22 protein-coding genes and 1 pseudogene are annotated in these 23658 nt (G+C 71.7%); 8 read left to right on the top strand and 15 right to left on the bottom strand.

Features of this window, described 5'->3' with window-relative positions; genetic code table 11:
- Nucleotides 1-47: 47 nt before the first annotated feature.
- Complete coding sequence (locus QT196_RS35295) at nucleotides 48-905, top strand: SDR family oxidoreductase (protein ID WP_266732800.1); 858 nt, start codon at nucleotides 48-50, stop codon at nucleotides 903-905.
- Nucleotides 906-949: 44 nt separating this feature from the next.
- On the opposite strand, the gene QT196_RS35300 is transcribed toward QT196_RS35295, so the two are convergent.
- Nucleotides 950-1837, bottom strand: a complete 888-nt coding sequence (locus QT196_RS35300) for a phenylalanine 4-monooxygenase (protein WP_168482703.1) — start codon at nucleotides 1835-1837, stop codon at nucleotides 950-952.
- A 724-nt stretch (nucleotides 1838-2561) separates the two neighbouring features.
- Between QT196_RS35300 and QT196_RS35305 the strand changes: the two genes are divergently transcribed.
- Nucleotides 2562-3641, top strand: a complete 1080-nt coding sequence (locus QT196_RS35305) for a substrate-binding domain-containing protein (protein WP_248001464.1) — start codon at nucleotides 2562-2564, stop codon at nucleotides 3639-3641.
- Between the two features lie 154 nt (nucleotides 3642-3795).
- Here QT196_RS35305 and QT196_RS35310 read toward each other — a convergent pair whose 3' ends face one another.
- Nucleotides 3796-4500, bottom strand: a complete 705-nt coding sequence (locus QT196_RS35310) for an HAD family phosphatase (RefSeq protein ID WP_290356388.1) — start codon at nucleotides 4498-4500, stop codon at nucleotides 3796-3798.
- 55 nt (nucleotides 4501-4555) lie between these two features.
- Nucleotides 4556-5032, bottom strand: coding sequence for an Lrp/AsnC family transcriptional regulator (locus tag QT196_RS35315; protein ID WP_168482705.1), 477 nt, complete (start codon nucleotides 5030-5032; stop codon nucleotides 4556-4558).
- Between the two features lie 229 nt (nucleotides 5033-5261).
- On the opposite strand from QT196_RS35315, the gene QT196_RS35320 reads away from it, so the two are divergent.
- Together QT196_RS35320 and QT196_RS35325 are read left to right on the top strand one after the other, a co-directional pair.
- Entirely contained in the window at nucleotides 5262-6767 is a 1506-nt protein-coding gene (locus QT196_RS35320) for an FUSC family protein (RefSeq protein ID WP_290356389.1), read from the top strand.
- Between the two features lie 182 nt (nucleotides 6768-6949).
- Nucleotides 6950-7999 carry a lactonase family protein gene (locus tag QT196_RS35325; protein WP_290356391.1) on the top strand — a complete coding sequence of 350 codons (1050 nt, stop codon included), beginning with the start codon at nucleotides 6950-6952 and terminating at the stop codon, nucleotides 7997-7999.
- A 16-nt stretch (nucleotides 8000-8015) separates the two neighbouring features.
- Here QT196_RS35325 and QT196_RS35330 read toward each other — a convergent pair whose 3' ends face one another.
- The 7 genes from QT196_RS35330 to QT196_RS35360 all read right to left on the bottom strand — a co-directional run bounded on the left by QT196_RS35330 (nucleotide 8016) and on the right by QT196_RS35360 (nucleotide 15042).
- Complete coding sequence (locus QT196_RS35330) at nucleotides 8016-8357, bottom strand: nuclear transport factor 2 family protein (RefSeq protein WP_290356392.1); 342 nt, start codon at nucleotides 8355-8357, stop codon at nucleotides 8016-8018.
- A gap of 336 nt (nucleotides 8358-8693) precedes the next feature.
- Nucleotides 8694-9557, bottom strand: coding sequence for a hypothetical protein (locus QT196_RS35335; RefSeq protein ID WP_168482708.1), 864 nt, complete (start codon nucleotides 9555-9557; stop codon nucleotides 8694-8696).
- Nucleotides 9558-9731: 174 nt separating this feature from the next.
- On the bottom strand, nucleotides 9732-10760 hold the full coding sequence (locus QT196_RS35340; RefSeq protein ID WP_266732811.1) for a BadF/BadG/BcrA/BcrD ATPase family protein: 1029 nt from the start codon (nucleotides 10758-10760) through the stop codon (nucleotides 9732-9734).
- Nucleotides 10753-11859, bottom strand: coding sequence for a phospholipid scramblase-related protein (locus QT196_RS35345; RefSeq protein ID WP_168482710.1), 1107 nt, complete (start codon nucleotides 11857-11859; stop codon nucleotides 10753-10755). Before QT196_RS35345 ends, QT196_RS35340 begins: the two co-directional genes overlap by 8 nt.
- A gap of 23 nt (nucleotides 11860-11882) precedes the next feature.
- Nucleotides 11883-12560 carry a uracil-DNA glycosylase gene (locus tag QT196_RS35350; RefSeq protein WP_085922346.1) on the bottom strand — a complete coding sequence of 226 codons (678 nt, stop codon included), beginning with the start codon at nucleotides 12558-12560 and terminating at the stop codon, nucleotides 11883-11885.
- Nucleotides 12561-12706: 146 nt separating this feature from the next.
- A complete protein-coding gene (locus QT196_RS35355; RefSeq protein WP_290356394.1) occupies nucleotides 12707-13792 on the bottom strand; it encodes a sialidase family protein in 1086 nt (361 codons plus the stop codon).
- A 146-nt stretch (nucleotides 13793-13938) separates the two neighbouring features.
- Entirely contained in the window at nucleotides 13939-15042 is a 1104-nt protein-coding gene (locus QT196_RS35360) for an NADH:flavin oxidoreductase/NADH oxidase (protein ID WP_290356395.1), read from the bottom strand.
- A 165-nt stretch (nucleotides 15043-15207) separates the two neighbouring features.
- Between QT196_RS35360 and QT196_RS35365 the strand changes: the two genes are divergently transcribed.
- Nucleotides 15208-15579, top strand: coding sequence for a helix-turn-helix domain-containing protein (locus QT196_RS35365; RefSeq protein ID WP_168482713.1), 372 nt, complete (start codon nucleotides 15208-15210; stop codon nucleotides 15577-15579).
- 119 nt (nucleotides 15580-15698) lie between these two features.
- Here the strand turns inward: QT196_RS35365 and QT196_RS35370 are convergent, their stop codons facing one another.
- The gene (locus QT196_RS35370) at nucleotides 15699-17096 is read right to left on the bottom strand and encodes an FAD-dependent oxidoreductase (protein ID WP_248001465.1); all 1398 of its coding nucleotides are present in this window, start codon (nucleotides 17094-17096) and stop codon (nucleotides 15699-15701) included.
- Between the two features lie 135 nt (nucleotides 17097-17231).
- On the opposite strand from QT196_RS35370, the pseudogene QT196_RS35375 reads away from it, so the two are divergent.
- Nucleotides 17232-17768 (top strand): annotated as a pseudogene (locus tag QT196_RS35375) (DUF6214 family protein); the annotation flags it as partial.
- 222 nt (nucleotides 17769-17990) lie between these two features.
- Nucleotides 17991-18512 (top strand): DUF6214 family protein, encoded by a 522-nt coding sequence (locus tag QT196_RS35380; RefSeq protein ID WP_168476354.1) that lies wholly within the window; start codon nucleotides 17991-17993, stop codon nucleotides 18510-18512.
- A 96-nt stretch (nucleotides 18513-18608) separates the two neighbouring features.
- Here QT196_RS35380 and QT196_RS35385 read toward each other — a convergent pair whose 3' ends face one another.
- Nucleotides 18609-19283 carry a DUF305 domain-containing protein gene (locus QT196_RS35385; protein WP_248001466.1) on the bottom strand — a complete coding sequence of 225 codons (675 nt, stop codon included), beginning with the start codon at nucleotides 19281-19283 and terminating at the stop codon, nucleotides 18609-18611.
- A gap of 174 nt (nucleotides 19284-19457) precedes the next feature.
- Here QT196_RS35385 and QT196_RS35390 point away from each other — a divergent pair, with 174 nt between their 5' ends.
- Nucleotides 19458-20942, top strand: a complete 1485-nt coding sequence (locus QT196_RS35390) for a hypothetical protein (protein ID WP_168482714.1) — start codon at nucleotides 19458-19460, stop codon at nucleotides 20940-20942.
- Here the strand turns inward: QT196_RS35390 and QT196_RS35395 are convergent.
- The 3 genes from QT196_RS35395 to QT196_RS35405 form a co-directional block, all read right to left on the bottom strand.
- Nucleotides 20933-21589 (bottom strand): TetR/AcrR family transcriptional regulator, encoded by a 657-nt coding sequence (locus tag QT196_RS35395; RefSeq protein ID WP_290356396.1) that lies wholly within the window; start codon nucleotides 21587-21589, stop codon nucleotides 20933-20935. The genes QT196_RS35390 and QT196_RS35395 overlap by 10 nt on opposite strands.
- Before the next feature lie 79 nt (nucleotides 21590-21668).
- A complete protein-coding gene (locus QT196_RS35400; RefSeq protein WP_290356397.1) occupies nucleotides 21669-22085 on the bottom strand; it encodes a tyrosine-type recombinase/integrase in 417 nt (138 codons plus the stop codon).
- Nucleotides 22086-22671: 586 nt separating this feature from the next.
- Entirely contained in the window at nucleotides 22672-23538 is an 867-nt protein-coding gene (locus QT196_RS35405; protein ID WP_168482717.1) for a DUF4190 domain-containing protein, read from the bottom strand.
- Nucleotides 23539-23658 lie beyond the last annotated feature (120 nt).

A 23658-nucleotide genomic window follows, 5' to 3' on the forward strand; every position in this document is an offset into this window, starting at 1 on the left:
TGTGTACACGCACTTAAACAAGCTTCGTACGCCCCGAAAGGTTCGCCATGTCTTCCCCCTCTTCCCCCTCGTCCAAGGTTGTTCTGATCACCGGCACGTCCTCCGGCATCGGGCTGGCCGCCGCGGTCGCCGCGGCGCAGGCCGGCTGGCGGGTGGTGGCGACGCTGCGCGACACCGGCCGCTCCGGTGCGCTGCGCAAGGCGGCCGAGGAAGCGGGCGTGGAGCTCGATGTCCGGCAGCTGGACGTCACCGACGAGCGCTCCGTCGCCGCCGCGGTCGACGGCGTGATCGCCGATCACGGGCGCCTCGACGCCGTGATCAACAACGCGGGTGCCGGACACCTCGGCACCCTCGAAAACGAGAGCGTGGCCGATGTGCGCGCGGTGATGGAGGTGAACTTCTTCGGCGTGCTCCATGTCTCGAAGGCGGCGCTGCCGCATCTGCGGGCCACCGGCGGCCGTCTGATCACCGTCACCAGCGTCGGCGGAATCATCGGGCAGCCCTTCAATGAGGCGTACTGCGCGGCCAAGTTCGCCGTCGAGGGCTACATGGAGAGCCTGGCGCCGGTGGCGGCCCGGCTCGGTGTGGCCGTGTCCGTGGTCGAGCCCGGGGCCGTGGCGACCGAGTTCGTCAACAACATCGGGGTCGACCTGGCGGCCGAGGTCGCCGCCGCGGGCCCGTACGCGGACGCCTTGCAGGCATACCTGGACCGCACCGTCGCGCAGTTCCTCAACGGCGCGCAGACTCCCGCCGAGGCCGCCGGGGCCGTACTGGAGGCGCTCACCGCGGACCGGCCCGCGTTCCGCCTCCAGACCTCGGACTGGGCACGCGAGTTCACCGGCACCAAGCTCACCGACCTGGACGGCTCGGCGGTGCTCGGTCTCACGGGTGGCTGGGTCGGCTGACCCGGCAGGTGGGGGCCGCGGGCACGCCGGGTGATACGCGGTAGCTACGCCCGGTCGCGGGAGAGCGCCGGGACGCGCAGCCGGCTCGCACTCTCGTCGTCGAAGTCCGCGCAGAAGGTGCCGAGGACGTCTTCGAGATGTTCCAGGGAGCGGACGGTGTAGAGGACGGGCTGGTAGCCGGAGATGCGGTACGGGGTGGCGGCCGCGGCGCGGGGGTCCAGGGGACGGATCGTCCGCCCGTCATGGGCGCCGATCTCGCCGAAGGACGACAGGAGGGCTGCGCCGAAGGCCTTGGGGGTGCCCGCCTCGGTGATCAGCCCGTATTCGAGAGTGAACCAGTAGACCCGGCTGAGGATGTCGAGGGCCTCAGCGGTCTCGGTCCGGTTGGCGGCCTGTCCGATGAGCCGGTACAGCCGGGCGAGGCGCGCGCACGACAGATGGACGCCATGCCCGAAGACATCGTGCAGAACGTCCGGTTCGGGCGCGTACAGCGGAACGGCGGGATGGCGGACGAACTGCACGGCATGGAAGTAGCCGTGCTCCATCGCCCCCAGGAACCGCTCATTGGGCACCACCCCGCCGGCCAGGGTGAAGGCGAAGCCCGTGCGGGCGGTGAGGGCGGCGCTGACCTCCGTGTGCTGGGGGATCCGGTCGGCGCGGATGCCCGCGTCCTCCCCGGCGTCCAGCACCGCGCGGCAGGCGTGGGCGTGATGGGCCGGGCCGAGCGCCTGGTGTACCGCCCGCCAGGTGCGGTGCTCGTCCTCGGTGTAGTCGACGGCCGGGTACGGCGCCCCCACCCGATGGCCTTCGGCCCGCGCGGCCAGCGCGTCACGACGGCGCCGGTAGGCCGGGTCGCTGCGGCCGGGGTGCTGGTTCGCGGGTCCCAGCCGGCCGTCGGCGGAGATGGGGGTGTGCTGCCACGCCGTGCTCATGTCCGTCACCTTGCTCTGCACCCAGGTGCACCGGGCGCCGTCCGCCGCCCACCGGCGTCTGCGGGGGATCGGCGGGTCGCCCGTTCTTCCTCAGGATCTCATCGAACGGGACGGGCGGCCGGGTGACGGGCGGGCGGCAGAAAAGCAAGCTGACGAGATTCCTTGGGAATTCCCTTTGCCTCGCAGTATTTGATTGCGGCGCGGGAACGGTAAATATTCGGCAAGGTTTCTCGTCACCGGTGCGGCGGCGATTGGCGCAGCAGCTGTCCTGGCCGGGGCGACCGGCGTCGCGGGGGCTCTGTGACCGACCGGAAAGCTGTGTCCCGCATCTATTTTCCCGCTCTCCGCGCGGCTCGGTGCGCGGGGCGAAAGGTGGCGATCGTGTCGCCCGTGCGCCCGGGGTCCGGCATGATCGTGCAACTCCGTGCGAATATAGGCTGGTTGACGGCTCGGCCAGCGGGGAAGGGGGAGGTGTTACCGCGCGTTACACTTCCGGATTCGAGGGCGAGTGACCGACCGGTAAATGGAACGTTCCGGAGTGATACGGAACGAATTGAACTTTTCGGTACTGTCCGGCACGCCCGCCGGGTGACGGTGGTTCAGAGAGTCAACTCACAACTCGCTTTCATATCGTTGTGGCTTTGATTCTTGACGTTAGGGCCGCAGGTGGCGTTCACTTCAGCCGTTCTGGGCCGGTCAGGCGGCCCCTTTGGAGGTACCGGAAATGAATGCAATAATGCGGCGTGCCCTCACCGGCGCAGTGGTGATTTCGCTGGCAGCACCCTTGGCTGCCTGCGGAAGCGACCAAGAGGATGCCGGTGCGGGCAAGGACTCCATAGGGCTGCTGCTCCCGGAGAGCAAAGCGGCCCGCTATGAGAAGTTCGACCGCCGTATCATTTCGTCGCGTATTGCCTCTCTCTGCCTCGAATGCAAAGTGGACTACCACAATGCCGAGCAGCAGGTCGACAACCAGAAGAGACAGTTCGACGCGCTGGTGAAGAAGGGCGTCAAGGTCATTATTCTGGACCCGGTCGACGCCGCGGCGGCCAAGAGCTGGGTGGACTCGGCAGCCAAGAAGGGCGTCAAGGTCATCGCGTACGACCGGCTCGCCGAGGGCGATGTCGCGGCCTATGTCTCCTACGACAACGAGAAGATCGGCCGGCTCCAGGCGCAGGGGATTCTTACCGCCCTCGGTTCCCAGGCGGCCACTTCCGATGTCGTCATGATGAACGGCTCGCCGACCGACCCGAATGCGCCGGCCTACAAGAAGGGTGCGCACGAGGTCCTCGATGGCAAGGTGCATAAGATCGTCTTCGAGAAGGACATCCCCGACTGGTCCGCTGCGGCGGCCAAGAAGGAGATGACCGACCTCATCAACGCCCAGGGCGCGGAGGGCTTCGACGCGGTCTACTCGGCCAATGACGGTATGGCGGGCGGCATCGCCGCGGCGCTCAAGTCGGCCGGTATCAAGAATGTGCCGGTCGGCGGCCAGGACGCCGAACTCCCCGCGCTCCAGCGGGTGGTAGCCGGAACGCAGTACTTCACGATTTACAAGGAAGTCCGGCCGGAGGCCGAAACCGCCGCCGAAATCGCCTTCCGTCTGCTGCGCGGCAAGAGCATCAAGTCCCTGACGACGACCACCGCCGACAGCAAGAGCAAGTCCGGTATCCCCGCCCGGCTGTTCAAGGCGCAGATCGTCACCAAGAAGAATATGAAGAACACCGTGGTGCGCGACGGCGCCGTGCGGACCGACCTGCTCTGCGAGGGCGTCACCGCCGCCTGCAAGTCCGTCGGCCTGGAGTGACGTCCCCGCATTGAGCGCCCCCTAGGGCAAGAAGTGCCTGACGGTGGCCGGGTGTTGCGGCACCGGCCACCGCCGGGCACGGGGGCTCACCCCCCACCCGGCCGTTCGCCCCGTCTCGTCATCTCCGCAACCGCCGCCCTCGTTCCTCCTCTCCTCATCGCCGGAGCCAGTCGTACGCGGCCTGCGCCGTGAACTCCTGCTGGCCGCCCCTGAACAGCAGCCCGGCGCTCGCGAACGCCGGGTCGTCGGCGGTGCCGGGCACATACGGGACGGCGATGCACCGCATCCCCGCCCGGTGTGCCGCGAGCGCACCGGGTGCCGCGTCCTCCAGCACCACACACCCGGCGGGATCGACACCCAGCCGGCGCGCGGCCTCCAGGAACACCTCCGGCTCCGGCTTCCCGTGCGCCACCTCCTCGGCCGACACGACCGTGGTCAGCAGCGCATCGAGCCCGGTGCCGGCCAGCACCGCCTCGATCGCGGCCCGTGACGAGCCGGACGCCACCGCCATCGGATGCCCGGCCGCCGACAGCCGCTCCACGAAAGCCCGCATCTCGGGGAAGACCTCGGTGTGCGCCCGCGCCAGCTCCAGGTAGGTGCGGTTCTTGCCGGTCAGCAGCTCCTCCAGCGGAACATCGAGGCCGAACTCCCGGCGGAGCGCCTCCAGCGTCTCGCGGGTGCCGATGCCGATGAAGCGGGTGTGGTGCTCCCAGCTGAAGTCGGGCACCCCATGGGCGGCCAGCAGCCGGCGGCCCGCCTCGTAGTAGTTCGGCTCGCTGTCCACCAGGGTGCCGTCGAGATCGAAGATCACCGGAGCGAGCGGGACGGAGGGGTCAGGGGAGCCGGGGGAGGTGCTCATGCCCACCAGGATGCCAAGCGGCGGCTCAGCGAGGCCCGGCGCGGCCCGGCGCGGCTCAGCGCGGCCCGGCGCCGCCCACCGCCTCGACCAGCGGCAGCATCCGGTGCGGCACCCGCTCCCGCAGCGCGATCTCCGTACGGGTGCGGACCACGCCCGGCAGGCTGATCAGCCGCTGGATCACATCCTCCAGATGCGCCGCGTCCCGTGCCACCACCCGGGTCAGCAGGTCCCCGCCGCCGGTCGTCGAGAACGCCTCGATGATCTGCGGCACCTCCGCCAGCGCGTCGGCCACCTCCTCCAGATGCCCCTGGGTGACCTCGATGTGCACGAAGGCGAGGACGGGGTGGCCGAGCGCGGCGGGGGACAGCCGGGGGCTGTATGCGGTGATCACCCCGTCCCGTTCGAGACGGTCGAGTCGTGCCTGGACGGTGCCCCGGGCGACGCCGAGGAGGCGTGCGTACTCCCGGACGCTGGTGCGCGGCTGCTCCAGGAGCAGCCGCAGGATCTTGGCGTCCAGGGCGTCCACGGCCATGTCAATGATCTCCTCGCGAGTGGCTGAAAAGGAACCGTCACCCTCGGTCACGCCCCTGTCCATTGGCCTCCTTCTGGCGGCCAGGGAGGCACTGCGACTGTACCAATGGCCCAGCAATCACAGCCTCTGTTGAGCAACCTGCCGACATGATGCTGTGATGGCCCCGTCGATGGCGCTGCGGACTCCCGCGGCGCCTTTTTCATGCGGGCTTGTCGAAGGGGCGGAAGCTGTGCTGAAGAGGGTGTTCGTGGCTCCGGATCCGGGCCTGCTGCGGCTGCGCAGCGCCACCCGGGCCGTCCTCGGCATCGGCCTGGCGGTCACGGTGTGCGCGTTTACCGGCCACTCGCTCGTCGCGGCCATCACCGGCGGGCTGGCCGCGCTGCTGGCCCTCTTCACGGTCACCGATGCCACGGTCCGCGGCCAGCTGGTCACCACCGCTCTGCTGCCCGCGGTCGGCTTCCCGGTGCTCGCCGTCGCGGCGCTGCTGCACGACCACCCGGTGGGCCGGGACGCGGTCTTCGTCGCCGTCGTGGGCGCGGGGGTCTACGCCCGCCGCTGGGGGCCGCGCGGCCATGCCCTGGGCGTGTTCGCGTTCATGACCTTCTTCGCGACGCAGTTCCTGCACACGGTGCCGGACCAGCTGCCCGAGCTGTACACCGCGGTCACGCTCGCACTGCTCGCCGCCGCCACCGTCCGCTTCGCCGTGTGGTGCTACGAGCTCCGGCTGCCTGCGGTGAGCGTGCCTGTCCCGCCGAGCGCCCGGGGGCTGGCCCGGGCGACCACCCGCCAGGCGATCCAGGCGACCGCCGGCAGCGCCTTCGCCCTCCTCGTCGGCCAGCTGCTCAGCGAGCAGCGGTGGTACTGGGCCGTCGGCGCCACCTGGTGGATCTTCGTGAACACCACCTCGCGCGGCGAGACCCTGGTCCGCGGCTTCCGCCGGGCCCTCGGCACGGTGCTCGGCATCGCGCTCGGCCTCGTCGTCGCCGTCCCGCTGCACGGCGCGCTCGTCCCCACGGTCGCCCTCGTGGCGGTCAGCGTCTTCGGCATCTTCTACACCGCCGCGGTCTCCTACACCTGGATGATGCTCGCGGTGACGCTGATGGCCGGGCTGCTGTACGGGCTGCTGGGAGTACTGGACCCCGCGCTGCTCGCACTGCGCTTCGCCGAGACCGGCGTGGGGGCGCTCGGCGCGGCGCTGGCCGTGCTCTTCGTGCTGCCCGTCACCACCCACGCCACCACCGACGCCTGGATCCAGCGCGCCCTGCGCTGCGTCCACCGGTGCACCGCCGAGGCCGCCGCCCGCCTCGCCGGCTCCACCACCGCCGACCCCGCCCCGCACGTCGCCGAACTCGCACCGCTGCTGAGCCGGGTACGGCTCTCGCTCGCCCCGCTGGTGCACCCCCTCAGCCCGCTGCGCGCCCGGAAGGAACGGGCCCGGCAGGTGCTCGCGCTGCTCGACGACTGCGCCCGTGAGGTCCGCGGCCTGGCCTCCATCGCCGCCGACCCGGAGGCCTCCCACGACGCCCGGCTCACCGCCGCCTGCCAGCGCGTGGAAGCCGCCGTCGAGGCCCTCACCGCACCGCGCAGCACCCGCCCGGCGGCCGCCGCCGTCGCGGTGTCGCAGCCGCCCGCTGCGGAGCCCGCGCTCGTCCATCTGCACGGTCTGGAGCGGGCGCTGGCCGACCTCTCCGCGCCCCTGCGCGGCTCCGCGCGCTCCGAGCTGGTCGACGCCTGACCTGCTGCTTCGCTGCCCGGCGGATGGGCGGCCCGCGCCCTTCCACGGCGTCCTGAGAGCCCTCCGGAGTGCGTAGGGTCCGGGGCCCGACGGCGGGAACCGGCCATCGCCCGGGACGCCCCGCCCCTGCCTGTTAGCGTCGCCGCAGCACCTCAACGGGCAGGCGGACGAAGGGCGGACCAGTGGGGACGGGCGTCAACGGCCTGCGGGCCTACATCGGATCGTTCACCACGGCCGGCGGCCTCGGCATCACCACCGCGGCCGTCGACCCGGAGTCCGGCGCCCTCACCCCGCTGCACTCCACCGACGCCGTCCCCAACCCCTCCTACCTGGCGCCGAGCCCCGACGGCCGGTACCTCTACGCGGTCAGCGAGACCCCGGACGGTGCCGCGGCCGCCTTCGCTCTCACCCCACGGGGGCCCGAGCTGCTCGCCCCCGCCGTCCCCGTGGACGGCGCCGACCCCACCCACCTCACCCTGGCCGACGGCCGGCTCCTCACTGCCAACTACAGCTCCGGCAGCGTCAGTACGCTCCCCGTACGGGCCGACGGCACCCTCGCCGGCCCCGCCACCGTGCTCACCCACCAGGGCAGCGGCCCGCGGACCGACCGCCAGGAGGGCCCGCACGCCCATGCCGTACTGCCCGACCCCGGCGGCCGCTGGCTGCTCAGCGTCGACCTGGGCACCGACTCGGTACGCAGCTGCGCCCTCGGTGCCGGTGACGGGGCGCTGACCGTACACACGGAGGCGGGCCTGCGGCCAGGCAGCGGCCCGCGCCATCTCGCCTTCCACCCGCGCGGCGACCATGCCTATGTCATCAATGAACTCGATCCGACGGTGACCGTCTGCCGCTGGGACGCCGACCGGGGCGTGCTGACGCCGCTCGGCGAGACCCGCCTCCTCCCGGACGGGGCCGCCACGGAGGGCACCTTCCCCTCCGAGCTGGTCATCTCCCGGGACGGCCGGTTCGCCTGGGCCGCCAACCGGGGCCATGACAGCCTCTCGGTCCTGTCCCTCGGGGCGTCCGGCGACACCGCGACGCTCGTCACCACCGTCCCCTGCGGCGGCCATTGGCCCCGTGACCTGGCGCTGCACCCCGACGGACGGCACCTCTACACCGCCAACGAGCGCTCCGGCGACGTCACCTGGTTCACCGTCGACCCGGCGACCGGCATCCCGGCCCGGGCCGGATCCGTCGAGGCACCGGCCGCCTCCTGCGTGGTCTTCGCCTGACCTGCCCGCGACCGCCTCACCCCTGCGGGAAATTCCCGCCGAAGTACACCTGGGTCTCGGTGACCCGGCCGTCCCGCACCGTCATCACCTCGACATTGCGATGCTGCTCGCCCGTCGTCAGCTCGTAGGCGTACCGGACGAAGACCTGCTCACCATCGATCGCCACGGCATCGAGGAGCTCCTGCCGCCGGAGCCGGTCCGCCGTGGGGAAGCAGATGTCGAGGAACGCGGCCTTGCCGATGTGATCGTCCTGCGGGCTGGTGAAGACGAAATCCTCGGCGAGCAAGCGGTCCATGGCCGCGCGGTCCTGGGCGAGATAGGCCGCGAAGGCGGCGCGGACGACATCGATGTGAGTCATGAACTTCCCTCCTGGGCTGCCCGCTCCGCCCACGGGGGCGAGCGGTCGGCGATGGCCTCGACAGGACGTTAGACCTGGTCGGAGGTTCGGACTCATCGGTCGGCGCGTCAGGGGGACGGCAGACGCCTTGTGTGCGCCTCTCGCGGACGTATGGCCGTCCGCCTGCCCCGCACCGCCCCCTTCGCCCTGCCGGGCCGTCTGGTGGGCGTCTGCGCCGCTCGGAGCGCAACCGGACGTATCGCCTCCGCCCGGACACGGCGAAGGGCCGCCCCGCGCACTGCGCGAGGACGGCCCTTCGGAGAACGGTGTCCGGTCCCGGGGACGAGGCTCTGTCGTCTAGCGGACCGGAACCCCCTGCGCCTGAGTCGGAAGGGTGATCCCCACCGCCGCCGCGTAGTTCGAGAGCACCAGCCGGCCCACCGTGCCGTAGGCGCCCAGCGCCTCGGCCGACGCGCAGCCGGCCTCCGCCGCGGCCGCCCCCAGCAGGCCGTCGCTGATCTCCGGGCCGATCAGGTACGGAGCCAGCGCCAGCTGCTGCGAACCGGACTCCCGCAGCTGCTCGGCGGTACGGGAGATGGCGCCCTCCTGGTCCAGGGCGGCGGCCAGCACCGGCACCGCGAGCCGCGCGGAGAGCAGCATGCCGGTGATCCCGGCGGCCTGCACGGCCTCCTCGCCGCCCACGGTGGCGAGGATGATGCCGTCCGCGGCCGTGGCGACCGTGAACAGCCGGGCGCGGTCGGCCCGCGCCAGACCGGCCTCGGAGAGCCGGACGTGCAGCGCCTCGGCGAGCAGCGGGTGCGGGCCGAGGACATCGGTCAGCTCGGCGCCGGAGCCGCTGTTCATCATCGCCTGGCGTATCCGGCGCAGCAGGGCGCTGTCCGGTCCGGCCAGCAGCGGCACCACCACGGCGGCGGGGCCGGGGTCGGGCTGTCCGTCGGCGCCCACCCGGTCCTTGTGCTCGGCGGCGGCGTGCGCGAGCACGGCCTCCAGGGACGGGAACTCGTCGTCGCCACCATCGACATAGCCGATCCGGGCGTCGAGGCCCGGGAGTTCGGAGCGGGCGATGCTGGAAACCTCCTCCGCCAGGCTGCGCGAGGCGCCGGACGGAGTGCCGGGTACGGCCAGCACCAGGGCGGGCGCGCCCTCGGGTGCGGCGAGCGGTTCCGGCTTGCGGTGGCGGCCGGTCTGCCTGCGCGGCATACGAACCGGCAGACCGGGTGCGGCTCCCGGGCTCGGGGAGGCGGCGTCAAAATCGGGCGAGCCAGGTGCGGGCCCAGTGGGGGAACTCATGGCGTCGCATGCTAACGCCTCGGACCACCCTCGCGCGGAGGGAGGGTTGGGTGGAGCGGTATCCGTCCCGATTTATCCCGCGCGTCACCCCGGCGCAGGGCGTGTGATCTGCAACAACTTCCGATCCGTGGGCAGCCTCAGACGGTCGCAGGCTAGCGCCGCTGCGAGGGTCAGCGCCCCGTCCAGCGGACTCCCGGCGGCGGGCGTCGTACGGGCCTGCGGCAGCCGCTCGGCGAGCGCTGTGCGCAGCGGAGCCAGCAGGGGTTCACCCATGCCGAACAGCCCGCCGGTACAGGCCACCGCGCTGCCGGCGCCCGGCGGGCAGACCGCGGCCGCGGCATCGGCGATATGGCCCGCCGCGGCCCGCAGGATGCCGAGGGCGACCTCGTCGTCCCCGGTGGCGCAGCGGGCGACCTCCGGGGCGAACGAGGCCAGCACGGCGGGCCGGTCGGGGCGCGGGTAGAGCGCGCCGGGCAGCCCCGAGACCGGCCCGAACACCGCTTCCGCGCGCGCCAGCAGGGCGGCCGAGCCGCCCGGGCGTCCGTCGTACGCGCGCAGTGCGGCCTCCAGCCCGGCGCGGCCGATCCAGGCGCCGCCGCCGCAGTCGCCCAGCAGGTGGCCCCAGCCGTCCGCACGGCGCCAACCGCCTTCCGGAGTCAGGTCGGTGCCCAGGGCGATCATGCCGGTGCCCGCGGCGACCACCGCACCGGGCCGCTGGCCCAGCGCCCCGGCGTACGCGGTGACCGCGTCCGCGGCGAGGGCGACCTGCCGTACCCCGAAGGCGGTCGCCAGCGCGCCCGGCAGCCGGGCGCGGAGTTCCTCGCCCAGCGTGGCCATACCGGCCGCCCCCACGCACACCGCAGTGAACCCGTCGGCACCCGTTTCCCGCGCCAACTCCGTTGCAGCGGGCAGCAGTTGGGACAGCAGATGCTCCGCGTCGATCCCCGCGGGGCCGGTGCGCACCGGCTCGTCCGAGGAGCGGGCGGCCAACGGCCGGGCCTCGGCGTCGTCGGCGCGCGCGACGGCGCACCGCAGCCCCGAGCCGCCCGAGTCGACGCCGAGGACGAGGCCGGCCCGGAGGGTGTCCGGGCGGCGGCCGGCCGGCTCACCCAAAGCCGCGGGCGTCCTGCTTGAGCGCGGTGTCGACGGTCAGGGCCGTGGCGACCACCAGGCTCAGCAGCGGGTCGGGCAGCTGCTGGTGGATCTGCAGGACATAGTTGTCCGCGCTCGTGAACATCGTCTTGGCGAGGCCCTCCCAGGTCTTGGTGATCCGGGCGACCTCGGTGTCGGCGTGGTCCACGATGGCGAAGTTCCAGGCGCGCCAGTTCTCCGCCTTGATGGCGCCGATCTTCTGACCGTTGACCATCATCGCGAAGTTGATCTTCCCGATGGCGTTCTGCTGCACGATCTCGCCGACCGGCGAACCGTCCGGACGCTGCACGATCACCTTGGACTTGACGATCTTCGCGGGCCGGGTCAGCACCAGCTGCGGCTGGCCGTACGCGTCCCGGATCTCCAGCTTGTGGGTCATGTACTGATCGAGGCTGGAGACCACCCGGAGCACCTTCTTGGCCGTGCTCTGGCCGACCTGGACAACCGCGCCCAGGGTGGTGCCGTGCTGGTCGAAGACGCTGTACTCGTTCGTGACCTCGATGAGCTTGGCCTTCTGGTTGACCACCAGCACCGGTTCGGTGAACAGGGTGCCACCACCCGGCCCGCCGGGCGCCACGCCCGCCTTCTGCTGCACCTGCTGCTGCACCGCGGCCGGGTTCCCGCCCGGATGCCCCGCCATCGGCTGCTGTCCGTACGGCTGCTGCATCGGCTGGCCGGGCATCTGCTGCATGTGCTGGCCGGGCATCGGCTGGCCGGGCGCCTGCTGCGGGTAGCCGTAGGCCTGGCCGTGCGGCGCGCCGCCCTGCTGCGGACCCGGATACGGCGCCTGGCCCGGCGCCTGCGCGGACTGCTGCGGAGCGAACTGCTGCGGCATCTGCTGCTGCGGGGGCTGCTGGGCGGCCTGTTGCATGGCCTGCTGCGCGGGCGCCTGCTGGACCTGTTGGGGGCCGGGCTGTGATGCCTGGCCCTGGGCGGGCGCCGCGGCCTGTTGTCCCGGGTGGGTGTGCTCCGTCCACTGGGACCCGTCCCACCAGCGAAGTTGGTGGGGGGTGCCCTGCGGGTCGGCATACCAACCCGCAGGGATGTTCGCATTCGTCATGCTGGGCACACTATCGCCCGGGGTCAGGGCAGCCTCCAGTCGACGGGCTGGGCGCCCTGTCGCTCCAGGAGCTCGTTCACCCGACTGAAGGGCCGCGAGCCGAAGAAGCCCCGGTCGGCGGACATGGGGGAGGGGTGGGCGGACTCGACGGCCGGCAGCTCGCCGAGCAGCGGCCGCAGATTGCGTGCGTCGCGCCCCCACAGCACCGACACCAGCGGGCGTCCGCGCGCCACCAGCGCCCGGATGGCCTGCTCGGTGACCTCCTCCCAGCCCTTGCCGCGATGCGCGGCGGGCTTGCGGGGGGCCGTGGTCAGTGCTCTGTTCAGCAGCAGTACGCCCTGGCGGGTCCATGGCGTCAGATCGCCGTTCGAGGGGCGGGGGAGTCCGAGGTCGGAGTGCATCTCGCGGAAGATGTTCTCCAGGCTGCCGGGCAGCGGGCGGACGTCCGGCGCCACGGAGAAGCTGAGCCCGACCGCATGCCCCGGGGTGGGGTAGGGGTCCTGTCCGACGATGAGGACCCGCACCTCGTCGAAGGGCTGTTGGAAGGCGCGCAGCACGTTGTTGCCTGCCGGGAGATAGGTGCGTCCCGCGGCGATCTCCGCCCGCAGGAAATCACCCATCGCGGCGATCCGTCCGGCGACCGGCTCAAGTGCCTTGGCCCAGCCCGGTTCGACAATGTCTTGGAGAGGTTGTGCAGCCACGGGATCACCCTACTGGCCGCGGGCCCCTCCTCTTCAACCGATGGCCCGAGCCCGGCCGCCCGGAGCGGCGGGACGCCCCAACTGTCCTGTCCCACCGCTCCGTTACTTGGTGCTCCGGCGCTCTCCCCGCCCTCCATGCTCCCTCCTCAGGCCACGGCGGCAGCCCGTACGCACAGCACATCCGGCAGATGGGAGGCGAGCTGCTGCCAGCTGTCGCCGTCGTCCGCGCTGGCGTACACCTCGCCGTTGCGATTGCCGAAATACACCCCCGCGGGGTCGCTGTCATCGACGGACAGCGCGTCCCTGAGCACCGTGCCGTAGTGGTCCTCGTGCGGCAGGCCCGCGCTGAGCGGCTCCCAGCTCCGGCCGGCGTCGGCGGTGCGGTAGACCCGGCAGCGGCGCTCGGCCGGCACCCGGTCGATATCGGCGGTGATCGGGAAGAGGTAGGCGACATCCCCCGTGCGCGGATGCGCGGCCACCGCGAAGCCGAAGTCCGAGGGGAGCCCGCTGCCGATATCCGTCCATGTCGCGCCCGCGTCATCGCTGCGGTAGACGCCCCAGTGGTTCTGTAGATACAGCCGGTCGCGGTCGACCGGGTCCTGCGCGATCTTGTGGACGCACTGGCCGAACTCCGGATGCTGATCCGGCAGGAAGACCGCCTTGACGCCCGTGTTGGACGGTGCCCAGCTGGCGCCCCCGTCACGGGTGCGGAAGACCCCGGCCGCCGATACGGCGACGGTGACCGCGTCGGCGTCCCGCGGGTCGGTGACCACCGTGTGGACGGCCAGCCCGCCGCCGCCCGGCACCCACTGCTCCCGGCTCGGGTGGTCCCACAGCGCCCGGACGAGCTCGAAGGTCTCGCCGCCGTCGTCGGAGCGGAACAGGCCGCCGGGCTCGGTGCCCGCGTAGACCACATCGGGGGCGGCGGGCCCGGCCGGATGCAGCTGCCACACCCGCTCCAGTGAAGTCCCGGTGTCCGTGGGGTATTTGACCGCGGGGCGGGCGGGCTCGTGCCAGGTCTCGCCCAGGTCGTCGGAGTGGAAGACCGACGGGCCCCAGTGGGCGCTGTCGGCGCCGGCCAGCAGCCGGGGGGCCGTGCGGCGGGTGTCGATCCCGAGGGAGTACACCGCCTGGGCGGGGAAATGGGGACCGCTCAATTCCCAGTCACCGTGCCGCCGACGGCCGATGAAGAGCCCTTTGCGCGTGCCCACCGCGAGTAGTACGTCAGTCATGCCGGAACACCTCCGGGACGCCGTTGTCTCAGATAGTGGCAAGTCTGCACCCGACCACTGACAATGGCGTCCCGGTGGATATCCGCGCAGGTCGGACGGTGCGGCACCGGCTCCCGCCGCGGATGCCGCAGGCCCGTCCGACGGCCTCAGACGGCCCGGAGGTACTGCTGCGGCACGGGGATCTCCGCACCCAGTTCCCGCGCCGCCTGCTGCGCGAAGCTGGGGGAGCGCAGCAGCTCCCGGCCGAGCAGCACGGCGTCGGCCTGGCCGTCCGCGATGATCTTCTCGGCCTGCCGCGCCTCGGTGATCAGACCGACCGCGCCCACCGCCAGACCGCTCTCCTTCCTGACCCGCTCCGCGAACGGCACCTGGTAGCCGGGCCCCGTGGTGATCTTGGCGTCGGGGGCGTTGCCGCCCGTGGAGGTGTCCAGCAGGTCGACGCCGTGCTCCCGCAGGTCGTGGGCGAAGCGCACGGTGTCGTCGGCCGTCCAGCCCTCGCGCGCGTCGCTCTCGTCCTCGGTGAGCCAGTCGGTCGCCGAGATCCGGAAGAAGACCGGCAGTTCGTCGGGCCAGACCGCCCGTACGGCGTCCACGACCTCCAGTGCGAACCGGGTCCGGTTCTCGTACGAGCCGCCGTACTCGTCGGTGCGCCGGTTGGTGAAGGGGGAGAGGAACTCATTGATCAGATAGCCGTGCGCACCATGGATCTCGGCCACCTGGAAGCCCGCCGCCAGCGCCCGCCGGGCCGCCGCGCCGAACTGCGCGACGCGCTCCTGGATCTGCGCCACGGACAGCTCCGCCGGGGTCGCGAACCCGTCGTCGAACGGCACCGCGCTCGGCGCGACCGGCTCCCAGCCATGACGCTGACCAGGGAGGACCGGGCCGCCGCGGTTCACCCAGGGGCGCTCGGTGGACGCCTTCCTTCCGGCGTGGGCGATTTGGATGCCGGGGATGGTCCCCTGGGCCTTGAGGAAGTCGGTGATGCGCCGGAACGCCTCGGTCTGGGTGTCGTTCCACAGCCCCAGGTCGTACGGGCTGATGCGCCCCTCGGGGCTCACCGCGGTCGCCTCCGCGAGGATGAGGCCGGTTCCGCCCGTCGCCCGCGCGGCCAGGTGCTGGAAGTGCCAGTCGCCGGGCGCCCCCGCCGCCGGGCCGTCGGGGGCCGCGGAGTACTGGCACATCGGGGCCATCCAGAGGCGGTTCGGGACGGTCAGCGAGCGGAGGGTGATGGGCTCGAACAATGCGCTCACAGCAGGCTCCTGTACCTGAAAATGAACGGGTACCGGCCGGAACCCGCAGTCATACGATAGTCGTCGTACTACGGCAGATGTCAAACTACGACGCTTCTCGTACAATGAGCGGGCGGGTCGGTACGCCAGGCCCTACCGCGCCCCGCAGAAGAATCAGGAGCCGTCATGCCGACCGATACCACCGCCCCGCGCACCCCGCCGGGCTCCCGTTCGCTGGAGCACCCGGCTCAGGAGGACATCCGGCTCGCCGAGGTGCTGCATGCGCTCGCCGACCCGATGCGGCTGCGGATCGTCCGCGCCCTGGCGGCCGCCGAGGGCGAGCTGAACTGCGCGGACATCGAACTCCCGGTCAGCAAGTCGACCTGTACCCACCACTTCAGGGTGCTGCGCGAGCACGGCGTCATCCAGCAGTTCTACCGGGGCACGGCCAAGATGAACGGACTGCGCCGGGCCGACCTGGACGCACTCTTCCCCGGCCTGATCGACGCCGTCCTCCAGGGGGCGGAGCTTCAGGCGCGCCACCTCGGGGAGGAGTGAACGGGCGGCAGCCGGTACGGCGCCTCGGCGGCGGACGCACCCGATCCGCCCGCGTAGCCCGTCCAGCCGCGCGCGTACCCGATCCGCCCCCCCCGTACCCGGTCCGACCGGCCCGCCGATCAGCTGATCCGTTCCGCCGTGTGCGCCGCGTCCAACAGCCCTGACCAGTCCGGCAGCTTGACGGTGCCCCGCCCCAGGTCGCGGCCCCACTCCGCCTCGGCGGCCTCGATGGCCAGCCAGCCCGGCCAGGTGACCGGCCGCTGCCCCGCCCGGATCAGCGCCGCCACCGGATCGCCGGCCGAGGCGTGCTCCGCCAGTGCGGGGGCGTCCGCCAGCAGCGACAGCGCGGTTTCCTTCGCGCACGGCCGGTTCGTGCCGATCACCCCCGTGGGGCCCCGCTTGATCCAGCCCGCCACATACACACCCGGGAGCGGCGAGCCGTCCCGCAGCACCCGCCCCGCCTGGTGCGGCACCGTCCCCGTCGTCTCGTCGAACGGCAGACCGGGCTGTGGCGTCCCCCGGTAGCCGACCGAGCGCAGCACCAACTGGCCCTCGATCTCCTCGAATTCACCGGTCCCCGAGACCCCGCCGTGCCCGTCCGGCGCCGTCCGTTCGAACCGCACCGCGCGCACGCCGCCCGCATCCCCCAGGATCTCCACGGGCCGCAGGAAGAACCGCAGATGAATACGGCGGCGACGGCGCGCGGGCGACGACTCCGGCGCGGCGTCCGGGCGCTCCGGTCCGGCCGCCGGCCGCTCCGCCCAGCCGCGCAGCACCGCGATATTCCGCCGCGCCACCGCGGGCAGCGCGCCCGGGTCCTGGTAGGCCGGATCCAGGGCCAGCTCCTCGGGCCGCACCCGTACGTCCGTATCCGGCAGGGAGCCCAGCTCCCGCAGCTCCTTGGTGGTGAACTTGGCCTGGGAGGGGCCGCGTCTGCCGACCATCCAGACGTCCTGGACACGACTGTCCGCGAGTGCGCTGAGCGGCCCCTGCGGCATGTCCGTCGAAGCGAGTTCGGCGGCACCACGGGACAGCATCCGCGCCACGTCCACCGCCACATTCCCCACCCCGATCACCAGGGCGGACCTGGCCGCGAGGGTGAAGCGGAGCGCGGCGGCGTCCGGATGCGCGCTGTACCAGGCGACGAACTCGGTCGCGGGATGGCTGCCGGGCAGCTCCTCGCCGGGGATGCCCAGATGCCGGTCGGTGGCGGCGCCCACACAGAACACCACCGCGTCGAAGATCTCCCGCAACTCCGCGACGCCCAGCCCCGGGGCCCCCACCTCGACATTCCCCACGAAGTGCGCCCGGGGATGCTCCAGCACCGTGCGCAGATTGTTCTGCAACGACTTGATCTTCTCGTGGTCCGGCGCGACGCCGTAGCGCACCAGACCGTACGGGCAGGGCAGGCGGTCCAGGACGTACACCTCAAGGTCCGGTACGGCCTGCTGCTCGATCAGGGACTGGGCGGTGTAGACGCCGCTGGGCCCGGAACCGATCACTGCGACACGAAGCACAAGTGGCCCCTTCCGCGGAATACCCCCAGGATCGCACCGGCGGGCGCGCGACGGGAGATGCGCTATCGGGGTTGCTCCCCGTGGGATGAGCGTGCCGCGCTACTGGGCCGGGTGAACGGGGGCTAGGTTTTCAATGTGTCGGAAAGTGACTTTTATACCGTTAATCACCGATATGAAGCCCAGGGCGCGCCCTTGGAGTGGCCCACGTGGGAGCTTCAGGCGCACGGCTCCGCCGCGCCCGCTCCCGACCCCGCCGCCCCCGACGATCCGGCCGGCTCCGCCGGTCCCGGGTGCCCGCTGCCCCGGCTCGACCCGCTGGGCCCCTGGTGCAGCGCCCGGCTGACCTTCGCCGACGGCGCCCGGGTCGATGTCCTCGTGACGGTCTCCGACGACCACATCACCGTCGAGGACGTACGGGCCGACCCGCCGCTGACCCTCGACGGCCTCGCCGACCTCGCCCGCTGGATCGATGGCCCCCTCGACGACGCCTTCCGGGCGGCCACCGGGCAGCCACGGAAGACCCGCCCCACACCACGACAGGCCGGCCCGGCGGACGCCGCACCGGAACGGGACGGGGGACCGGAACGGGGCGGAGGGCCGCAGGCCGGGCCGCGGGCGGAGCCGGGATGCGGTGCGGTGGCCGATCCGCTGCGGGCGTCGCGGCCGGCGGCGCCGCAGGGGCCGACGCGGCATGCTCGGCCGACGGGCGGTTCGGCGCCGGTGGGCGAGCCGGAATCGGCACCGATGGCGGCCGGGGCGGAGGCGGCGGCTGGGGCGGAAGCGGTGGCCGGATCGGCGGCTGGGGCGGCGGAGTGCGCGACGCGTACGACGGGTGAGGCGACGGGGGCGGGAGTGACGGGAGCGGGTGCGTCGGAAGCGGGGTCGACGGGCGCGATGGGCGCGACAGGGCTTGGCCAGAGTGACGGCGTACCGCACCGGACAGCACCGGACTCCGGCATCGGCCACCCCGCCGACCCGTCTGCGACTCCGTCCACCGACTCTCCCACCGAGCCGAGCGGTGAGCTGAGCTGTGAGCAGCCCCTGGAGCAGACCTCCGGGCGGTCCGCCCCCGCCGACGCGTCCGTCCCCGCCGCGTCCTCGACGTCCCCCACCGCGTCCTCGACGTCCCCGACCGCGTCCTCGACGTCCCCCGACGCCGCGGAGCCGTCCCCGTCGTCTCCGTCGTCCCCCTCCGCCCCACCGGCCGAGCGTGCCCGCTCCGCCGTTCTCGCCCGGACGCGGGCCGGTGAGCGCCGCAAGATCGCTGCGGACGCATACCGGCAGGCGCAGCGGGAGGGGCGCGATCCGGTGCTGGCCGTCATGCACGCCACCGGCCGTAACCGCCGGAGGTCGCTGCGGCTGATCGCCGGTGCCCGCGACGAGGGTCTGCTGACGCCACGTCACAACAAGCGTTAGGGCCTGTCGCCCCGATCTCCGCGGGCCGGTCCGCGGTGCCGGATGCCGCGCCGCCGGCCCACGGGGGCCGGGGAGGCAGGCCCTGGTGGCGTGGCCTCAGGGCGTCAACTCGGCCTGGATCCGCCGCATCCGCCCGATCTCGGCGCCCTGCTGCGCGATGACCTCGCTCGCCATCTCCTCCACCAGCGCGTTGTTGCCCTCCGAGAGCGCCTCCGTCGCCATGTAGACCGCCCCCTGGTGGTGGGCGATCATCAACCTCAGGAAGAGCGCGTCGAACCGCGCGCCGCGCGCCGCCCGCAGCCGGTCGAGCTCGGCGGCGGTCGCCATCCCGGGCATCTCCCCGTCGTGGTGCGGGTGCCCGCCCGCCTCGTGATCCCCGCCGTGGCTGCTCAACCAGCCTTTCATGGCGCCGATTTCGGGTCTTTGGGCCGCGGCGATCCGCCCCGCCAGCCGTCCCACCTGCCCGCTGTCGGCGTACCGCTTCGCCAGGTCCGTCATCACCAGCGCCTGCTGATGGTGCGGGATCATCATCTGGACGTAGGCGAGGTCCGCAGGGTTGGGGGAGTCGTCGCGGCGCGCCTTCTTGGCCTCGTCGGCGGTGAGGGTCCGGGCCGTTTCTCCCGGCCTGCCCGGCGCCAGCACCTTCGGTCCGTTAGCTGCGCTCGCCTTGGCGTCTTCATCGGCCGAACAGCCGCTCAGAGCAAGGGCCAGGGCCAGCACCGGCCCACAGCCGGCCGCGACAAGGACGCTCGCTCTCCTGGGACGCTTCACCGCACACCCTCCTGTCCGCCGGACCATCCATGGGGGCCGCCCGGCCGTCGTCCGCCCGCTTCCGCGGGTGCCGGGGTGTGACATCTTCTTCCGCTCCTCTTGATATGTACATGAGCAGCGCGATACTCGGGGCCGAGAACCGTTCACCTCGGAACGGACTTCAGGGAGGTCCTCGTGACGTCGTTGCACAGACCCCGCGTGCGGCGCAGATCCCTCGGAGCGGTGACCGCGGCCTTCGGGCTCGCCGCCGCTCTCCTCGTGGCCGGACCGGCGGCCGCGACCCCCGACCCCGGCGATCACCCCTCCGCCGCCCAGGAGGTGAGCCGCGGTCAGGAGGCGGACGCCCGGGCCGCGATCAGGAACGGCGAGATACCCGGCGTGGACGAGGTCGTGCACAGCGACAACGTCCGCCCGCTGGCACACCTCCCCAAGCAGGCGCTCCAGGGCACCAACTCGGACCTCGCCTTCCAGGGGAAGTACGCGTTCGCCGGCAACTACGACGGCTTCGTGATCTACGACATCTCCCGGCCCGCGGCCCCCAGGACCGTGAGCCAGGTGCTCTGTCCCGGATCGCAGAACGACATCTCGGTCTCCGGGAACCTGCTCTTCCTGTCCACGGACTCCTCGCGCAGCGACAACTCCTGCGCCAGCACCACCCAGCCCGCGACGGAGAAGTCCTCCTGGGAGGGCATCAAGGTCTTCGACATCAGCGACAAGAAGCACCCCCGCTACGTCGCCGCCGTCGAGACCGCCTGCGGCTCGCACACCCACACGCTGCTCCCCGAGGGCCGCAACGTCTACGTCTATGTCTCGTCGTACGCACCCAGCGAGGCCTTCCCCGACTGCCGGCCGCCGCACGACGGCATCTCCGTCGTCAAGGTCCCGCGTGCCGCACCCGAGAAGGCCGCCGTCATCGACTTCCCCGTGCTCTTCCCGGACGGCGGCAACCCCGGCGGTCCCGCCAACCCGGGGGTCTCGCAGACCACCGGCTGTCATGACATCACCACCTTCCCGAAGCTGAAGCTGGCCGCGGGCGCCTGCATGGGCGACGGCATCCTCATGGATCTGTCGAACCCGGCAGCGCCCAAGGTCATCGACCGGGTCCAGGACAACGTCAACTTCGCCTTCTGGCACTCGGCCACCTTCAACGAACGGGGAAACAAGGTGGTGTTCACCGATGAGCTGGGCGGTGGCGTGGCGGCCACCTGCAACGAGCAGACCGGGCCGAACCGCGGTGCCGACGGCATCTACGACATCACCGGCAAGGGCAGCCACCGCAAGCTCGTCTTCAAGAGCTACTACAAGATCCCGCGCCACCAGGCCGACACCGAGAACTGCGTCGCCCACAACGGTTCGCTGATCCCGGCCAGGAACCGCGACCTCATGGTCCAGGCGTGGTACCAGGGTGGCGTCTCCGTCTGGGACTTCACCGACTCCGCGCACCCCAAGGAGATCGGCTACTTCGAACGCGGTCCGCTCTCCACGGACTCACTGGTCACCGGCGGCGCCTGGTCCGCGTACTACTACAACGGCCACGTCTACTCCAACGACATCGCCAAGGGCTTCGACATCCTCGCCCTCGACGACCGGCGCACGGACAGCGCCAAGTCGGTACGGCTCCGGGAACTCAACGCCCAGACCCAGCCTGACTACCGCTGACCGCCCGGCACCGGTCCCGGTGCCCGCGTCCCGCCGGGCGCCCCCTCGTCCGGCGGGACCCCCAACTCCCACGCCAGCCCGTACCGCTGGAACAGCTCGGTACGCAGCCGCGCCCGCGGCATGGCCGCTCCCGGCAGCAGCATCGCCACCACCGACCCCATCAACAGCGCCCGCAGCAACGGATAGTCGGCATCGGGATCGGACGAGCCGTACGCCACGACCGTCTCCCGCAGCAACTGCGCCAGCCGTTGCTGCTCGGGGCACTGGATGAACCCCTCGGCCGTCAGAATCCCCGCCATATGCGTCCGCATCAGCAGCGGATGCTCATGTGCCAGCCCCAGGATCGCGTCGATGGCCCGCGCCATCAGCTCCTGCCCCGTCTCCGGTCCGCTCGGCCGCGGGGCACGCTCCAGCGCGGCCTGGAGCGTGCGATGCATCAGCCGGTGCACGGCGGACTGGAGCAACTGCCGCTTGCCGGGGAAGTAGTACGAGACCAGCCCCCGCGCGACCCCCGCCTGCCGGGCGATGTCCGCGAGCCGCGTCGCCTCATAGCCGTGCTCGCCCACCAGCTCGACCGTCGCCTGGAGCAGCCGCTCACGGGAGCGCCGCCGCAATTCTTCATTGACCGATGCGCTGCGGGGGGACATCCTGTAACTCCTGCGTTGACTGGCTAGGGGCCAACGCAGTCAGTATGACCCCGGATCCCCGTCCTTGGAACGGATCCGGTCAAGCTGCCCGATTCGGGCGACGCGGGGGATCGCCCGAATCGGGTGACGGGGGCTCGATGACCTGGTCCTTTACCTCGTCGGGTGAGGGGCCGGGCACATTGGGGGCACTTCCGAAGAAGTCTTCAACGGCCTCGCGCGTGCCCTGATCCTCTTCCGGGAACAGGTGCGCGTAGATGGCCAGGGCGACCGCGACGGTGTCACCGAGCCGTACAGCAACGGCCTTTGGGTCAGCCCCGTGCAGAATGAGCAGACTGGCGTAGGTGTGCCGCAAGGTGTGCATGCCGGTCTTCCTCGGCAGGCCCGCATCCTTGACGGCCTTCGGCCACAGGCACCTGGTGAACATCGGGCCCTTCACGCACACTGGATCATCCGGCCCGCCGGGATAGTGGGCACGATGTTCCTTCGGGGCCTTCACGACCCCCGCGCTCAAGGGAACGGTCCGGTAGGCGTGATCCGTCTTGGGGGGACAGACGCGGCCGGGAGACTCCCGCGTCGCGGGCGCCACCATCAACGTTCCCGTCCTCGGTCAGGACGGTGAAGAGCACGCCATGCGCCTCACAGCGGCGCGCCTCGGGGGGATCTTCATCGGCACGCTCGTGCCGACCAGCACACCCGTCCCGTAGAAGGAAAGATCATGAGCAAGGAATTCCAAGGCTGGGGACACAGCACCGCCCACCCGCCTGCCGTCGAACCCGAACCCAAGCCCCGGCACAGAAGAAGCCCAGACGCGTCTTCATGTGGACGTTCCTGGCCGTGCAGACGCTGTTCCTCATATGGATCATCACCGGCGCGTAGTCAGGCGGCGACAACGGCGTCTGCCATGGCCTGACCGGCCAGGACTACCAGACCTGCATCGTCATCCACGCCGATGAAGATGCTGACACAGCATCAATTACCTTGGCTATCAGCGTAGTTAGCCAGGAGGCTCAAGGTGCGGCCAAGGGCAGTCGAACGCCGGGTATGGGGCTGTAGACGCCCCGCGCCGGCTTCGAGGCGCCCCCTCAGCCAGTAGTAGGCCCGCTCCAGTAAGCGTCCTTCCACTCCATGGCGTCGGGGCTGAACTCGACCTCGATTTTGTCGGCGGCGTCGGGCGGCAGGGAGAAGGCGTACTTGCCGATGGCCTCCTTGCCGGGGAGGACGTAGCCGGTGATGACCTTCTGGCGGCCGCTGCCGTCGATCAACAGCTCCGCCGACGCTCCGTCGGCGTCGCTGACTTCGGGGAGGCCGGTGTCCACCTCGACCCGATGGGTGCCGGTGTTGAGCACCTTCACGATGACCTGGACGGCCTTGTTGCCCTTGGCGTGGCCGAGGACGTAGTCATCCGGGGTGTACGGCTTCGGCTTGGCCACCGTGACCTTGAGTCCGTTCTCGAAGGTGTAGGACTCGCCGAAGGACAGGTGGCGGGCCTTCTCCGACGCCGAGGCGGAGGCCTTCACCTCCTTGACCTTGGCGCGCGCGTCGTCGGTGACCTTCTTCACCGCGGTGACGGTGAGAACGGCGCCGCCGGCCGCGGCCAGCAGGCCGACCCCGCCCAGGATCACACCGGCCAGTGCCATGCCCTTGTTCGTCGCCCGGCCGCGTCGCGCCTGGCTCAGTCCGACGGAGCCGAAGATCACGGCCAGCAGGGCCGGCAGCCAGGACATCCAGAACAGGATGATGAGCAGGCCGAGGACGAGGCCGACGATGCCGAGTACCAGGGCCGTGATGCCCATGCCGTTGCGGGCCTGCGGCGCCGGCAGGGGCGCCATCGGGTACGACTCCCAGCGGGGAGGGGGCGTCGTGCCGGGCGGCGGCGGTCTCCACGGGTCGTGGTCGTCCGGTATCCGGTCACCGGGCTGCCGGCCGTCGGACGGAGTGGGCACGGTCATGCACAGTCCTCGAAGTAGATGAACTGACGACATTAGCAGTCGCTTTGGTCATTCTTCACTGGATTTCGGGCAGGTCCGGACAAGCCGTCGTGGGCGTGCCCGGTGGTCGGCCGGGGCGGT

The sequence above is a fragment of the Streptomyces sp. P9-2B-2 genome (genome assembly GCF_030406865.1).
Taxonomy (GTDB): Bacteria; Actinomycetota; Actinomycetes; order Streptomycetales; family Streptomycetaceae; genus Streptomyces; species Streptomyces platensis.